The sequence below is a fragment of the Kitasatospora sp. NPDC038210 genome (genome assembly GCF_055600605.1).
On record NZ_JBVJYK010000003.1, the window covers coordinates 256,684 to 272,181 of the forward strand.

General features: G+C 73.3%; 13 protein-coding genes. 7 read left to right on the forward strand and 6 right to left on the reverse strand.

Annotated features, from left to right (window positions below; translation table 11 throughout):
- Nucleotides 1-58: 58 nt before the first annotated feature.
- The 5 genes from ACZ7KX_RS07610 to ACZ7KX_RS07630 form a co-directional block, all read right to left on the reverse strand.
- On the reverse strand, nt 59-2,491 hold the full coding sequence (locus ACZ7KX_RS07610) for a HelD family protein (protein ID WP_470325746.1): 2,433 nt from the start codon (nt 2,489-2,491) through the stop codon (nt 59-61).
- Nucleotides 2,492-2,816: 325 nt separating this feature from the next.
- Nucleotides 2,817-3,572 (reverse strand): alpha/beta fold hydrolase, encoded by a 756-nt coding sequence (locus tag ACZ7KX_RS07615; RefSeq protein ID WP_470325747.1) that lies wholly within the window; start codon nt 3,570-3,572, stop codon nt 2,817-2,819.
- A 69-nt stretch (nt 3,573-3,641) separates the two neighbouring features.
- Nucleotides 3,642-4,028: a glycine cleavage system protein GcvH gene (gene gcvH, locus ACZ7KX_RS07620; RefSeq protein WP_470325748.1), complete on the reverse strand. Its 387-nt coding sequence runs from the start codon at nt 4,026-4,028 to the stop codon at nt 3,642-3,644.
- Nucleotides 4,029-4,219: 191 nt separating this feature from the next.
- Nucleotides 4,220-4,936: an MOSC domain-containing protein gene (locus ACZ7KX_RS07625; protein ID WP_470325749.1), complete on the reverse strand. Its 717-nt coding sequence runs from the start codon at nt 4,934-4,936 to the stop codon at nt 4,220-4,222.
- 75 nt (nt 4,937-5,011) lie between these two features.
- Nucleotides 5,012-5,764 (reverse strand): cyclase family protein, encoded by a 753-nt coding sequence (locus ACZ7KX_RS07630; RefSeq protein WP_470325750.1) that lies wholly within the window; start codon nt 5,762-5,764, stop codon nt 5,012-5,014.
- A gap of 67 nt (nt 5,765-5,831) precedes the next feature.
- On the opposite strand from ACZ7KX_RS07630, the gene ACZ7KX_RS07635 reads away from it, so the two are divergent.
- The 6 genes from ACZ7KX_RS07635 to ACZ7KX_RS07660 all read left to right on the forward strand — a co-directional run bounded on the left by ACZ7KX_RS07635 (nt 5,832) and on the right by ACZ7KX_RS07660 (nt 11,801).
- Entirely contained in the window at nt 5,832-6,515 is a 684-nt protein-coding gene (locus ACZ7KX_RS07635) for a UbiX family flavin prenyltransferase (RefSeq protein WP_350521556.1), read from the forward strand.
- A 119-nt stretch (nt 6,516-6,634) separates the two neighbouring features.
- The gene (locus ACZ7KX_RS07640) at nt 6,635-7,093 is read left to right on the forward strand and encodes an Lrp/AsnC family transcriptional regulator (protein ID WP_030055719.1); all 459 of its coding nucleotides are present in this window, start codon (nt 6,635-6,637) and stop codon (nt 7,091-7,093) included.
- Between the two features lie 3 nt (nt 7,094-7,096).
- A complete protein-coding gene (locus ACZ7KX_RS07645; RefSeq protein ID WP_402804391.1) occupies nt 7,097-8,059 on the forward strand; it encodes a threonine ammonia-lyase in 963 nt (320 codons plus the stop codon).
- A gap of 51 nt (nt 8,060-8,110) precedes the next feature.
- Nucleotides 8,111-9,274: an aminofutalosine synthase MqnE gene (gene mqnE, locus ACZ7KX_RS07650; protein WP_396549055.1), complete on the forward strand. Its 1,164-nt coding sequence runs from the start codon at nt 8,111-8,113 to the stop codon at nt 9,272-9,274.
- 128 nt (nt 9,275-9,402) lie between these two features.
- Entirely contained in the window at nt 9,403-10,716 is a 1,314-nt protein-coding gene (locus ACZ7KX_RS07655; RefSeq protein ID WP_470325751.1) for a L,D-transpeptidase family protein, read from the forward strand.
- Between the two features lie 140 nt (nt 10,717-10,856).
- Entirely contained in the window at nt 10,857-11,801 is a 945-nt protein-coding gene (locus ACZ7KX_RS07660; RefSeq protein ID WP_402804396.1) for a beta-ketoacyl-ACP synthase III, read from the forward strand.
- A 242-nt stretch (nt 11,802-12,043) separates the two neighbouring features.
- Here ACZ7KX_RS07660 and ACZ7KX_RS07665 read toward each other — a convergent pair whose 3' ends face one another.
- Nucleotides 12,044-12,691, reverse strand: a complete 648-nt coding sequence (locus ACZ7KX_RS07665; protein ID WP_030055725.1) for a TetR family transcriptional regulator — start codon at nt 12,689-12,691, stop codon at nt 12,044-12,046.
- 424 nt (nt 12,692-13,115) lie between these two features.
- Here ACZ7KX_RS07665 and ACZ7KX_RS07670 point away from each other — a divergent pair, with 424 nt between their 5' ends.
- Entirely contained in the window at nt 13,116-15,497 is a 2,382-nt protein-coding gene (locus tag ACZ7KX_RS07670) for an outer membrane protein assembly factor BamB family protein (RefSeq protein WP_470325752.1), read from the forward strand.
- Nucleotide 15,498: the final 1 nt, after the last annotated feature.

Here is a 15,498-nt window from a genome sequence, read left to right on the forward strand (position 1 = left end):
GAGGACGGATGGCAGGGGGACGGAGGGGCGGGCGGGGGTGCGGGCGCCGGCGGACCGGTCAGGAGGGCTGCCGGTCGCGGAGGTCGAGGACGGCCGGCAGCGGGCCGGGGTGCAGCACGTGCAGGCTCCGGCCGGCCCTGGTCAGTGCCACGTAGAGGTCGCTGAGTCCGCGCGGGGAGCCGTCCAGCATCCCCTGGGGATCGGCCACCACGACCGAGTCGAACTCCAGCCCCTTGGCCTGCCGGACGCTCAGGACGGCGACGTCCTTCTGCAGGTCGGGGTCCGTGCCCCAGGAGGCGCCGGGGACCGCCGCGGCGACGGCCGTGGCGAGCCGTTCCAGCTCGCCCGTGGGCACGATCACGGCGACCCGCGCGCCCGCGCTGCCGCGGGCCGCCCCGGCCGCCACCTCGGCCAGCCGGGCCGGGAACTCCTCGGGGGTGGTGCGCTCGTACCGGGGCGGCTCGGCGCCGTCGCGGACCGCGTGCGCCGGGGTGAGGTCCGGGGCGATCGCCGCCAGCACCCGGTGCGAGGCCGCCATGATCTCCACGGGGGTGCGGTAGTTGACGGTCAGTTCGGTCATCCGCCAGCGGGTGCCGAAGACCGGTTCGAGGACCTGCTGCCAGGAGACCGAGTCGGCGGCCTCGCTGCGCTGCGCCACGTCACCGACGATGGTGAACGACCGGGTGGGGCAGCGGCGCACCAGCAGGCGCCAGGTCATCGGCGACACGTCCTGCGCCTCGTCGACGATGACGTGGCCGAAGACCCAGGAGCGGTCGGACGCCGCCCGTTCCGCGATGGTGCGCGAATCGGCCTCCGTGTGCCAGGCGGCCAGCTGTTCGGCGCTGAGCAGGTCGGAGACGTGCAGCCGCTCGGAGTCCTCCGACGAGCCGTCCCGGTCGCGGGAGCCGCGCGCGATGTCCAGGACGCCCTGGGCGTAGTCGTTCTGCTCCTCCCGCCGGGCGGCCTCCCGCGCGGTCTCGGCCCGGTCGTCGTGGCCGAGCAGTTCGGCCGCCTCGTCGAGGAGCGGGACGTCGGCGGGGGTCCAGGGAGCCGCCGGAGCGCGCCGCAGCAGGGCCCGTTCGGCGTCGTCGAGTTGGGGCGCCGCCTCGGCGAGGAGGCCGGGGTCGGCGAACAGCTCGGTGAGCAGCTGCTCCGGGGTGAGCAGCGGCCAGAGCGAGTCCAGCAGCTTGCGGGCCACCGGGTCGCGGGGCAGCGCGTCCAGCCAGTGGGCCTTCCGCTCGGCGAACTCGACCGGCTCCTGCGCCTTGAGGTCGTACGCGGCGACGCCCTCGCCGAAGACGCTCGCGAGGTCCTCCTGGATGGACCGGTCGAGTTCCGAGACGTCGAGCTGACCGGCCAGGACGTCCTCGAAGCCGGCCTCGATCTCGCCGATCACCCGGGCCAGCCGGTCGGCCAGTTCGTCGAACAGGGCCTCGCGGAACGCGGGCCTGGCGAGGTTGTGCTGGACGCCGTCCCCGATCGCACCGGCTGCGGCCTCGGCCAGGAACTCGGGGGTCAGCCGGATGAACTCGCCGCCGACCACCACCTCGACCGGCTCGGTGACGGCCGCCTGACGGGCCCGTACGGCCGCCGCCAGGACGTCGGCCATGGCCAGCCGGCCCTTGACCTCGGCGGCACCCGGCAGCTCCTCGCCGACGGCCGAGAGCCCCGGGTACAGCCCGCCGACGGAGGACAGCAGCACGCTGGTCTCGCCGAGGCCGGGCAGGACCTGGCCGACGTAGTCGAGGAAGACCGGGTTCGGACCGACCACCAGGACTCCGGTGCGCTCCAGGCGCTGGTGGGTGTAGAGCAGGTAGGCGGCGCGGTGCAGGGCGACCACGGTCTTCCCGGTGCCCGGGCTGCCCTGGACGACCAGGACGCCCGCGTGCGGCGCGCGGATGATGCGGTCCTGCTCGGCCTGGAGGGTCGCGACGGCGTCCTTCATCCGGCCCGTCTTGCTCTGCCGCAGGGCGGCCAGCAGCGCGGCCTCGCCGGAGAGTTGCAGGGTGTCGTCGGGAACGGTGGCGAGGTCGTCGAACGCCTCGTCGTCCACCCGCAGGACCCGGCGGTTGCGGGTCAGCAGGTGGCGGCGCAGCCGGACCCCCTGGGGGGCGGCGGCGGTGGCGGTGTAGAACGGCCGGGCGGCGGGGGCGCGCCAGTCGATGAGCAGCGGGTCGTCGTCCGGACCGATGCCCGGGACGCCGATCCGGCCGATGTAGAGGCGGTCACCGGCCGCCCGGTCGAGCCGGCCGAAGCACAGGCCGTGCTCGGCGGCCTCCAGGGCGGCCAGCCGCCGGCCGAGCCGCGCCGCCGTGGCCCCGCGCTCCACCCGCGCCTGCGCGGTGCCGGTGGACTCGTGCAGCACGTCGCGCAGTTCCCGGCCGGTCTCCTCACGCAGGACGTCCATCTGACGGTAGAGCAGGTCGAGCTGGTTCTGCTCACGGTGGAGCTCGACCGGCTCGGCCGGGTGCTCCGGTGGGGAAGACGTCATAGCGGCTCCATGGCGAAGGCCGGCGTGCCCGGTGGCGCGCCGGTGACGGGGGCGGAAAACGACGAACACCCTCCCGGCCGGTGGCCTGGAGGGTGTCGGGGTCGACGATCGTGGGTCCCGGAGGCCGGGAATCGCGTCGTCGGGCTGCTGTGCTGTGTTCTGCGGTCCGCCGCGGTGCACCCGTCGAGCCGGGGAGCGAGCGGGCGAGGCGGGGTGGCGGAGCCACCGTGCAGCGCCTCGGGAAACCGGTTCGGAGATCACGAACCTGCGGGCAGTATAGCAGACTTGTTCGGAGTGGCATCCCCGAGCCGGACGCGGCCGGGTGTCAGTCGTGCAGGAAGCCCTCCAGCGATGCAGCCAGGGCCACCGGGCTCTCGTACATCGGGTAGTGGCCGCTGCCGCCGAGCTCCTCCAGCTCCGCGTTGGGGTAGTGGGTGAGCCAGGTCCCGCGCATGACGTCGGCGGTCAGGGCGAGGTCGTGCGCGCCGACGATCACCTTGACCGGCACCGGGTTGCCGCTGATCCGGCGCTCCAGGTCGGCGGTGGTCCAGTCGCGGACGTAGCCGCCGAAGGCCTCGGGCGTGGACAGGTGCAGGGACTGGTCGACCATCCGGTCCAGCCAGACCCGCCCGGCCCGCTGCCCGGTGACCAGGTCAAGGATCGCGAGGCGCTTCTCCCGGTCCCCGGCGGCGCCGTAGAACAGCGCCTCGCCGGCCTCGTCCAGCGGGTAGGCCCCGGCGGGCACCGGGGCCAGGCCGACCAGTTTGCGCACCCGCAGCGGCGCCTCGGCGAGCACCTGCTGCGCCGCCTTGCCGCCCATCGAGTGGCCGACCACCGAGAAGCGGTCCCAGCCGAGCTGGTCGGCCAGGGCGAGCGCGTCGGAGGCGATCTCGGCGAGGGTGTAGTCGCCGGTCACGTCCTTGCGCTCGCCGTAGCCGCGGTAGTCGAGGAAGGCGTAGCCGAAGGCGCCGCCGTCGAGGTAGTCGAGGAACGGGCCCCAGCCCGCGCTGGTGCCGAACCAGTCGTGCAGGACCAGGACGTGGTGGTCGCCGGTTCCGGTCGTGCGGTGAGGGATCGTCATGCCATGGGTCCTTCCCCTCGGCCCGCCCGCCCGAACGGCCGGTTCGCGGGGCGTCCGTCCGCTCGCCCGCTACTCGGAGAGGTGGGCCTTGTACTGGGCGGCCGTGAGCAGCTCGGTCGGTGCCGCGGACCCGTCCAGGGTGAGTTCCATGATCCAGCCGTCACCGTACGGGTCGGTGTTGATCAGCTCGGGGTCGCTCTCCAGCTCCTCGTTGGCCGTGGCGACCGTCCCGGGGAGCGGTGCGAACAGGTCGCTCACCGACTTGACCGACTCGACCGTGCCGAACGCGTCGCCCTTCGTGAACTTCTGCCCCGTCTTGGGGAGTTCGACGAAGACGATGTCGCCGAGCTGCTTCTGCGCGTAGTCGGTGATGCCGATCCGGGCCTTGCCCTTCGTCGAGAGGTCCACCCACTCGTGATCCTCGGTGTACTTGAGGTTGTTCGGGATTGCGGACATCGCGGCCTCCGTGGGATCGGCGTTCGGCTGACGAGGCGTCAGTTCTGGTGTTTCAGACTGCTACAGCCCGACGCCCGCCGCCGTGACGGTCACCCGAAAGAGTGAGAATCGGGCGTTGCGCCACGCCGACCCCGGCCGGACGCCCCCGTTCTTCCCGATCGGGCCTCCCCGTACGGTGGAGCGAGTCGGCGTCAGTCCAGGATCAGTCGGTCGCCGACCCGGAGTCGGCCCGGGGCCGCGACCTCGGCGAGGGCGTCGAGGCGGCCGTCGTGGGCGTGCACGACGGCCTTGAGGATCTCGGGTGCGTGCGGCAGCCCCGGCTGCGGGGCGCCGGTCATCGCGCAGCGCTCGCTGGAGGTGACGAAGGCGAGCCGGGCGCTGCCCGGGGCCTCGGCGCGGGCCCGGCGGCCGAACCAGGCGTCCTCGACGAACGGCGGGGTGCCGGGCGGGGTGCGCAGCACGATGTTGGGCCGGAAGCGGCGCTCGTCGACGACCGCGAAGGGGACGGTCTCGCGGACCCAGTCCAGGGTGGCGGTGGTGAGCAGGCTGACCGGCAGCCGGTCGACGTGCGGGACGGCGTCCTCGCGGGCGAGTTCGACGTCCTCGCGCTGGAGGTAGGCCCGGAGGAAGGCGGTCGGCCGGTCGACCGGGCGGCCGAGCGGGTCGAAGAGCTCGGGGCCGTCGATCCGGTGGCCGAGGCGGGCGGAGAGGCGCAGCAGGCCGTCCATCCGGCGGAAGCGGCGGGTGTTCTTGCCGGAGCCGAGCTTCCCGGTCGCGTCGCGGACGGCGTAGAGGCGGTCGCCGGCCAGGCCGCGCCGGTCCACCTCGACGGAGTCGAGCCGCTCGCCGCCGGTGGATTTCACGGGGTAGCGCCAGAGTCGCTCGATCACTCCGATGATCTCAGCCATGGGCGGACAGCGTACTGCCGCCACCGGGGGATGGTCTAGACCAAGTGGCGTACGAGCGGCGGCGATCGGCGCGGTTCAGCCCAGCCGGGCCACCGCCCGTACCGGGGCGCCGTCGGCCGCGACCAGCCGCAGCGGGAACAGCGAGACGGTCACCGGGCGGCCGGCCTCCTGCGCCTCCAGCAGCGCCCGCAGGTCGGTCAGGTTCTCGGCGATCACTCCGCCGCCGGGCGCCCCCAGCAGCACCCGGTGCGCGGCGAGCGACGGTTCGTCGGCGGCGTCCGGGTCGTGCTCGTCGGTGAGGTCGGCCAGCAGCGCGGCCACCGCGGGATCACCCGGCCCCGGGTCGGGCGTCGGGTCCACGCTGAGCGCGTCCACGCCGACCGTGCGCACCCCGGCGGCCACGATGGCCGCGGCGGCGGCCGGCGTCAGGCTCGGGTGGGCGAGGTAGGCGTCGGTGCCCCAGTGCCGGGCCCAGCCGGTGGCCAGCAGCAGGACGGTGCCCTCGCCGGAGTCCGCGGCCCGTTCCAGCGCGGGGGCGAGCAGCTCGGGGGTGACGGCCGCCCGGGGTTCCAGCCCGCGCAGGTCGGCGAGCACGGCCGGGCCGGTGAACCGCTCCAGCGGCAGCCCGTCCAGCGTCGGCCAGGTGACGTCCACGTGGTACGGCGCGTCCACGTGCGTCCCGGACTGCGAGCCGAGGTGCAGGGCCAGCACGTTCACCCCGGCGGTGGCCGTGGTGAGCGCGGGCGTCAGCACGACGGCCGGGTCGCCGGGGTAGACCGGCATCGCGGTGGTCACCTGATGGGTGAGGTCGACGAGGGTCGCTGCCATGGCCCCCATCCTTCCAGGGGCGACCGCGGATGCGGCCGGACCCGGGGAAGCCGGATAGAAATGCCCCATGGGAAATGCGAAGCGTCAACCGTGGGTGGTAGGGGTCTCGGGCGCGTCGGGGACGCCGTACGCGGCCTCGGTGATCCGGGGGCTGCTGGCCGCGGGGGAGGCGGTGGACCTGATCGTCAGCCGGGCCGCCCGGCTGACCATCCTGGACGAGACCGGCATCTCCTTCCGGGACGCCCACTGGCGCGCCGACCTGGCCGCCTGGCTGGGCGTCGAGGGCCCCGAGGACGGCCTGGGCGACGTCCGCTACTGGCCCGCCGGGGACTTCGCGGCCGGCCCGTCCAGCGGCTCGTACCCCGCCAAGGGCATGCTGGTGGTGCCCGCGACCACCGGCGCGGTGGCCGGGATCGCGCTGGGGCTGAGCAAGGACCTGCTGCAGCGGGTCGCCAGCGTCACCCTCAAGGAGCGCCGGCCGCTCGTCGTGTGCGTCCGCGAGACGCCACTCAACGGGGTGACGTTGAAGCACTTGGTGGAACTCGACGCGCAGGGCGCGGTCGTCCTGCCCGCTTCGCCCGGTTTCTACGCCGGCGGCTCCACCGTGCGCGAACTCGTGGATTTCGTCGCCGGACGGGTGCTCGACGCCGTCGGCGTACCGCATTCCCTGTACCTGCGCTGGGAAGGGGAGTTGGGGGCGGCGGCCCGCCGGACCGGCGGCGGGGACGGCGCTCCGGCTGAGGGGGAGTAAGGAGACCGAGGGCGGGAGAGTATGTTCTCTGCGATATCCGGGTCGGTCGGCGCACAGCGCCTTTGAATCCGGATAATGATCTGTGGGTCTGGAGAGGTTCGGAAGGACGCGGACGGTATATGGACACGGTGGACAGACAGCTCATCCAGGCGCTCCGGGAGAACGGCCGTGCGTCCTACGCCGAGCTGGGCCGGCTGGTCGGACTCTCCGGCCCGAGCGTCACGGACCGCATCAACCGCTTGGAGCAGGCCGGGGTCATCACCGGCTACCGGGCGACGGTCAACCCGGCATCGCTCGGCTTCGGCGTCACGGCCCTGATCGGCCTGCAGCTCACGGACGCCGCGGACCACGAGGACGTGGCGTTCCGGCTGAAGGACCTCAACGAGGTCGAGGACTGCTGGTTCATCGCCGGCGACGACTCCTACATGCTCAAGGTCCGGGTGGCCGACGTGGCGGGCCTGGAGTCGGTGGTGAAGCGGATCTCGGGCACAAAAGGCGTGGCCCGGACCCGCACCACGGTCGTACTCTCCACGAAGTGGGAGAACCGGGTGAGTGAACTTCCTCCTGTAGGAGAGTGACGCATGGCACTGGTCGGACTGGAGGAGCTGCGCGCGGCTCGGCAGCGGATCGCGGGGGTCGCCGTGCGCACCCCGCTGGTTCCCGCCCCCTGGGCGGCCGAGGGGGAGCGGCAGCTCTGGCTGAAGCCCGAGAACCTCCAGCCGACCGGTGCGTTCAAGACCCGCGGCGCCTACAACCGGCTGGCCGCGCTCACCGCGGACGAGCGGGCCCGCGGCGTGGTCGCCCAGTCCAGCGGCAACCACGCGCAGGCGGTGGCGTACGCGGCCGGGCTGCTCGGCATCAAGGCCGTGATCGTGATGCCGGACACCTCGCCCGCGGTGAAGGTGGACGCCACCCGGGCCTTCGGCGCCGAGGTGGTCCTGGTGTCGCCCGAAGACCGGGACACCCTGCCCGGCGAGCTCGCCGAGAAGCACGGCTACGTCTGGGTGCCCCCGTACGACGACCCGTTCATCATCGCGGGCCAGGGCACCGTCGGCCTGGAGATCGCCGAGGACGCCCCGGCCGGGCTGGACACCGTCCTGGTGCCGGTCAGCGGCGGCGGCCTGATCGGCGGCACGGCGGCCGCGCTCAAGCTCACCCGCCCGGGCATCCGGGTGATCGGGGTCGAGCCCGAGCTGGCGGCGGACGCCCAGGCCAGCCTGCGGGCCGGCCGACGGCTCTCCTGGCCGGTCGCCGACACCTACCGCACCATCGCGGACGGCCTGCGCACGCCGTCCGTCGGCGTGCTGCCGTACGAGCACATCACGGCCTACGTGGACGACATCGTCACCGTCACCGAGGACGAGATCCGCGCCACCGTCGCCCTGCTGGCCCGGCGTGGCCGGCTGGTCGCCGAGCCCTCCGGGGCGGTCGCCCCGGCCGCGTACTTCCACCGCGCCGCCGAGACCGGCGGCCAGTCGGTGGCGGCCGTGGTCAGCGGCGGGAACATCGAACCCGCACTGCTCGCGGAGCTGCTCTCGGCATAGGCGTAACCTCGTTCCGGCAAGGAATCGAAGTCGGAGGAGGCGGGGCACCGCATGGACGCAGGGCTCAAGCGCGAGCTGGAGGCGAAGGTCTACGCGGGTGAGCGGCTGACCCGCGAGGACGGGATCGCGCTCTACGAGAGCGACGACCTGGCCTGGCTGGGTGGGCTGGCCCACCACGTGCGGACGCGGAAGAACGGCGACGTCGTCCACTTCAACGTCAACCGCCACCTCAACATGACCAACGTGTGCAGCGCGTCCTGCGCGTACTGCTCGTTCCAGCGCAAGCCGGGCGAGAAGGACGCCTACACGATGCGCATCGAGGAGGCCGTCCGCCTCGCCAAGGCGATGGAGGTCGACTCCCTCACCGAGCTGCACATCGTCAACGGCCTCCACCCGACCCTGCCGTGGCGCTACTACCCGCGCTCGCTGCGGGAGCTGAAGGCGGCCCTGCCGAACGTCTCGCTGAAGGCCTTCACCGCCACCGAGATCCACTGGTTCGAGAAGATCAGCGGCCTGTCCGCCGACGAGATCCTGGACGAGCTGATCGACGCCGGCCTGGAGTCGCTGACCGGCGGCGGCGCGGAGATCTTCGACTGGGAGGTCCGGCAGCACATCGTCGACCACGACACCCACTGGGAGGACTGGTCGCGGATCCACCGCCTCGCGCACGCCAAGGGCCTCAAGACGCCGGCCACCATGCTGTACGGCCACATCGAGGAGCCCCGCCACCGGGTCGACCACGTGCTGCGGCTGCGCGAGCTGCAGGACGAGACCGGCGGCTTCCAGGTCTTCATCCCGCTGCGCTACCAGCACGACTTCCACGACTCCAAGGACGGCGTCGTGCGCAACAGGTTGATGGCCCGCACCGAGATGGCCACCGGCGCCGAGGCGCTGAAGACCTTCGCCGTCTCCCGGCTGCTCTTCGACAACGTCCCGCACGTCAAGGTCTTCTGGGTGATGCACGGCGTCACCACCGCGCAGCTGGCGCTCAGCCACGGCGCGGACGACATGGACGGCTCGGTGGTCGAGTACAAGATCACCCACGACGCGGACAACTTCGGCACCCCGAACAAGCTCGGCCGTGACGACCTGCTGGGCCTGATCCGCGACGCCGGCTTCCGTCCGGTCGAGCGCAACACCCGCTACGAGATCATCCGCGAGTACGAGGGCCCGGACCCGATGCGCCGTGAGTCGCCGCAGGCGATGCGCCTCTGACGCACCCTCCGACCTGCGCACTTCCCCGCCGCCCGGGCCGCACTCCGGCCCGGGCGGCGGTGCCTTCACGGCCTCCGCACGCGACCCCGGGTTTACCAACCGGTATGCCGTTTGGCAGGATCGACGACATGTCCGGTTCTCATCGCGCCACCGAGTACCCGCCGTACGAGCCGATGCAGGAACCGGTGTACGGGGTGCCGCAGCAGCCGCAGGAGGCGCCGTACGGCACGTACGAGCCGTACCCGCAGCCGGGCGGGCAGGCGTACCCGGAGCCCGCCGGACAGGATTACGGCCAGGGCGTGTACCAGCCGTACGAGACGTCCTACGAGCAGTCGTACGAGACGTCCTACGAGCAGTCCTACGGGCCCGGGTACGAGCAGTCCGGCGAGCACGTCCACGAGCAGCCGTACGACTCGTCCTACGCGCAGACCGCTGACGGGTACTCCGAGGCGTACGAGCAGCCGTTCGGGCCGTACGAGCCGGCGCAGGAGCCGGCCGCCCAGGAGCCCCTCGCGCCGCTCGCGTCCCTGGCGCCCGTGGTGCCCGCCGCCACGCCCGTCGCGGGCGGTCGCGCGGCGGCCAGGGGCCGACGGCGCAAGGCGAAGCAGAAGAAACGTCACGGCAAGGCCGTGATGGCCGGCACCGCCCTGCTGGTGGCGGCCGCCGCCGGCTGGTACACCGTCGGCCAGGAGGGCGCCAAGCCCGGCCTCGCCGCGGCCGACGGCCCCGGCCCCGACGGCGTCAGCAAGCCCGACCAGCCCGCCCCGGCCCCCGCGGCCGTCCAGGCCGCCTCCGACCGGCAGGCCGTGCCCCAGGCCGCCGCCCGCGGAGAGGCCCGCCCGGACGCCTCGGTGGCCGCGATACCCGGCCTCGGTGCAAGCTTCACCGCGAAGATCCCCGCCGAGACCAACCAGGTCGTGGTCGCCTCCGGCGCGGACAAGAACACCGACAAGAACACCGTCGTCCTGTGGACCCGCACCCCCGAGGGCCGCTGGCTGGCCGGCGAGACCTGGCAGGGCCACAACGGCAAGAACGGCTGGACCACCGACCACAACGAGGGCGACCTGCGCAGCCCGATCGGCGTCTTCGGCCTCAGCGACGCGGGCGGCCGCCTGGCCGACCCGGGCAGCAAGCTCCCGTACGACAAGGACCCGAGCTTCGTGGTCTCCGGCACGGGCTTCTTCGGCGACCAGCTGGCCGGATCCTTCGACTACGTGGTCGCGATCAACTACAACCGGGTCGCCGGAAACTCCCCGCTCGACGCGCGCCGCCCGATGGGCTCCAAGAAGGGCGGCGGCATCTGGCTCCACGTGGACCACGACGGCCCCACCCACGGCTGCGTGTCGATCCCCGAGGACAAGATGGCCCAGCTGATCCGAACCCTGGACCCGGCCGCCCACCCGGTCATCGTGATGGGCGACACCGCCACCCTGGCCACCTGACCCCCGCCGTCCACCCCCGGGGCGCGGGGGCCGGACCCGGTCCCCCCAACGGTCCTTGTCGATCCCCTACAGATCATGAGCGCGGATCCTGTCGCCGGTCGTGCCCCGCTGACCAGCGGGTAACCCGGTTCCATGGCAGCATGAGCGGTTCGCGCATTGTGGCACTCGGGCACTACCAGCCCCCCAAGGTCCTCACCAACGACGACCTGAGGGCGCTGGTCGACACCGACGACGAGTGGATCCGCAGCCGGGTGGGCATCCGCACCCGGCACATCGCCGAAGGCGAGAGCCTGGTCGACCTCGCAGCCGAGGCCGCGCAGAAGGCGCTCGCCAACAGCGGCCGGACGGCGGCGGAGATCGATCTCGTGGTGGTCGCCACCTGCACCGCGATCGAGCGCAGCCCCCACACCGCGGCCGCCGTGGCCGCCCGGCTCGGGGTGCGCTCGCCCGCCGCGTACGACATCAACACGGTCTGCTCCGGCTTCTCGTACGCCCTGGCCACCGCGGACCACGCGATCCGGGCCGGCGCGGCCCGCCGCGCGCTGGTGATCGGCGCCGAGCGGATGAGCGACACGCTCGACTGGACCGACCGCTCCACCTGCGTGATCTTCGGCGACGGCGCGGGCGCCGCGGTGGTCGAGGCCCAGGAGGAGGGCGCCGAGCCCGGTATCGGGCCGGTGGTCTGGGGCACCGAGCCGGAGAAGGGCGACGCCGTGGTGATCACCGGCTGGGACCCGGTGATCAGCCAGCAGGGCCAGTCGGTGTTCCGCTGGGCCACCACCCAGCTCGCCCCGCTCGCCCGGCAGGCCTGCGAGCGCGCCGGGATCGACCCGGCCGAGCTGAAGGGCTTCGTCCCGCACCAGGCCAACCTGCGGATCATCGACGCCATCGCCGGCAAGCTGGGCCTCGCCGACGCGGTGGTGGCCCGGGACGTGGTCGACTCCGGGAACACCTCGGCGGCCTCCATCCCGCTGGCCTTCTCCAAGCTGGTCGAGCGCGGCGAGCTCTCGCCCGGCGACCCCGTCCTGCTCTTCGGCTTCGGCGGCGGCCTGGCGTACGCCGGACAGGTCGTGCGCTGCCCCTGAGACCCGTCTCAAGCCTCCGCAGGCGCGGGTCCCGAAGACGGGCCCCGGCCGCGGCCGGAAGGCTCCGCCAACGACGAATGCCGGTGGGCGGGCACCCTCGTACGGGTGCCCGCCCACCGGCATGTCTGGCGCGCGGTGCGGTACGTCGGCGGACCTCCCCCGAGGACACGGCCGCCGTCCGTCGTTCCCCGGACAGGAGGCCGGGGCTGCGCGCGGAGCGGATGGTGGGTGTGGGGATCGGTCTACTTGGGCGGCTTCTTGCCGGTGACGCCCAGGTACACCAGGGGAGCGAGGTTGGGCTTGAGGTCCTTGACCTTGACGCCCCAGGAAGTGAAGGCCTTCTGGTGCTCGGCCGCCGAAGCGAGCAGCGAGACCAGGGCCCCGGCCACGGCGTTCGGGTCGAGCGACTTGTCGGCCTGACCCTTCGCCTGGAGTTCCTTGACGGCTTCCGCGAGCGGCTTGGCGACCGCGTTGAGGACCGTCATGCGGATCTTGAAGAACCGCTTGTCCCCTTCGGCGGCACCGAGCGTGACCACTCGGAGAATGGCGTCGTTCTTGCGCCAGAAGGCGAGGAATCCGTCGACCAGTTCTTCCGAAGTGGTCGGTCCGGACTTCCCTGCCCAGGACTTTCCGGCCACCAGCTCTTTGAGGGTGTCGGCGTCCTTGGCCATTTCCTCGGCGATTTCGAGGACTGCGCCCTCGACATCCGGGAAGTACTGGTAGAAGGTCGCGGGGGAGGTACCCGCCATACGGGCGACGTCGATGACCTTGACGTCCCGATAGGGCGACGTGCTGAGCATCTCGCGGAGGCAGTCGAGCAGCTTCTGCCGCGTCTCCTGTCCGCGTCGCCCGGCGACGCGACCGTCGACGGTGCGAACTTGTCCTGTCATGCCGTCAGCTTACCGTGGCACGATCTTGGCGCGATTCGGTGATGCGACTATTACTCCGCACGGGGGTCGCTATAGCGGCATGAACCACTTCGGACGGATATTCACCGGGCCCCGAAGCCCCTGTTGAAGCCCCCCCGTGTGCCTTTGATCTCACAGCGTGACGGCGAGTCCGCTGAGGGGTGATCGGGTGACGGAGCGTGACGACTCGTGGTGGGTCCTGAATCGTTCCGAAGTGGACGGTCCGGGGTGCCGAGCGCAAGCCGCAGCCGGAGCGGGCGTCAGAATCCGGCCGTTCCGTTCCCGTCGGCCCGGGGGCGCTCGACGGTGCTCTCCGGGCGGGGGAGGTTGGAGATGCGCCGGGCGGCGTTGGAGAATCGGGTCCGGCACCACGCGGCGGGTGCGGAAACGGGGAGGTGGCAGCGGAGTGGACCAGCTGACGGCGCACGATCCGAGGAGGATCGGGCCCTTCGAGGTGCTGGGGCGGCTCGGCGCGGGTGGGATGGGGCTGGTCTACCTGGCGCGGTCCGCGTCCGGGCGACGGGTGGCCATCAAGACCGTCCGGGGGGAGCTGGCCGAGGACGAGCTGTTCCGGGTCCGCTTCGCGCGGGAGATCGCGGCCGCCAAGACGGTCGGCGGCTTCTACACGGCGGCCGTGGTGGACGCCGACGCGGATGCCCGGGTGCCCTGGCTGGCCACCGCGTACATCCCGGCGCCCTCGCTGGAGGACCTGGTCGAGGAGTGCGGCCCGCTGCCGGTGGAGGCCACCCGCTGGCTGGTCGCCGGGATCGCGGAGGCCCTGCAGTCCATCCACGCGGCCGGGCTGATCCACCGCGACCTCAAGCCCTCCAACGTCCTGGTGGTCGAGGACGGCCCGAAGGTGATCGACTTCGGCATCGCGGCCGGGGTCTCCAGCACCCGGCTCACCATGACCAACGTCGCCGTCGGCACCCCCGCCTACATGTCCCCCGAGCAGGCCCGGGACAGCCGGACCGTCCGGGGTGCCAGCGACGTCTTCTCGCTCGGCTCGCTGATGGTCTTCTGCGCCACCGGGCACCCGCCGTACCGCGGCTCCAACCCGGTCGAGACGGTGTTCCAGCTGCTGCGCGAGGAGCCGGACCTGACCGGCATGCCGCCCGAGCTGATGGACCTGGTGCGCGCCTGCATGCAGCAGGCGGCCGAGCACCGGCCCACCCCGGCACAGATCCAGGCCGAGCTGGCCCCGCACCTCTTCTCCCGGGACGACGCCTCCGGAGAGGCCGGGGACTGGCTGCCGGCCAACGCGCTGGAGCTGATCGAGCGCAAGCGCGGCCGCCGTCCGGCCCCGCCGGCCCGCGCGCCCCAGGGCCCGGCGGAGCCGCCGCAGCCGCCCCCGCCCCCGCCGCCGCACCCCCAGGTCCCGCCGCAGCCCCACGGGCCGGCCGACCCGCGCACCAACCCGGGCCGGCACGCCCAGCCGCCGGCCGGGCCGGTGCACGCCTCGCCGCGGCCGGGCCAGGCCTCCGACGCCGAGATCCCGACCGCGAAGATCGCCTCCCCGAACAGGCACCGCGCGCCGGCCGGCGGCGCCGTCGAGGTGCAGCTCTCCGGCGCCTCGGTGCGGATAGGCCCGGGGCCGCGGGCCGAGCACGAGCAGCCCGGCCCGAACACCGCCCCGGCCGCGACCGACTGGGTCCGCCGGGCGGCCCCCACCCCGCCGCCCCCGCCGGCTCCGGCCGCCCGCTGGCGCCCCTGGCGGTTCCGGATGTCCAACGACGTCTGGGGCACCCCGGTGGTCGCCGACGGCACGCTCTTCGTCTCCAGCTTCGAGGTGCACGCGCTGGACATCGGCTCCGGCGAGCGCCGCTACAAGACCCGGGACGTCGCCTGGGCGCTCGCGGTGGACGCCGGTCGGGTGCACGCCGCGGACGGCCCGCACCTGTACACCGTGGACGCCGCGGACGGCACCGAGCGCTGGCGCACCTCGCTGGACGGCTGGGTCTACTCGCTCTCGGCCGCCGACGGCGTGCTCTGCTGCGGCATCAGGGGCGGCGGCGTCCAGCTGCGCTCGGCGGCCAACGGCGCCGAGCTGTGGCGCGCCGACGACGCCCAGCAGGACTACGAGAACCCGCAGTCCGGCCCGGTCCTGGTGGGCGGCGCCGCCTACTACTACGGCGCCGGGCGGCTGCGCTGCATCGATCCGCGCGGCGCCGGCCTGCGCTGGTCCTTCCCGGTCGGCGAGGACGTGCCCTCGCACCCGGTCGAGCGCGGCGGCGTGCTGTACGTCACCGCCGGCACCCGGGTGTACGCGCTGGACGCGGCGAGCGGGGCCGAGCGCTGGCGCTTCGAGGCCCCGGTGGTGCTGTTCACCCCGCCCGCGCTGGACGCCGACGCCGTCTACGTCGCCGACTACCTGGGCACGGTCTACGCGCTGGACGCGGCCACCGGCCTGGACCGCTGGCGCGGGGTCACCGGCAGCCGTCAGGGCGGCGAGCCCGTGGTGGTCGGGGACGGCATGGTGCTGGTCGGCAGCGGCGAGGTGCTGTACGCCTTCGAGGCGGCGACCGGGCGGGAGCGCTGGCGCTACACCGCGCGCGGCGAGATCGTCGGCTCCCCGGCGGTGGCCGACGGCCTGGTGCACCTGGGCAGCCGGGACCACTCGCTGCACACCCTGGACCTGGCGAGCGGTCAGCTGCGCTGGGAGCTCGGCACCAAGGGCGAGCTCACCGGTTCGCCGGTGGCCGTCGGCGGGCGGGTCTTCGTCGGTTCCAAGGACCGCTGCGTGTACGCGCTGGACGCCTTCTACGGCACGGCGGTGCCCGCCCGCTGAG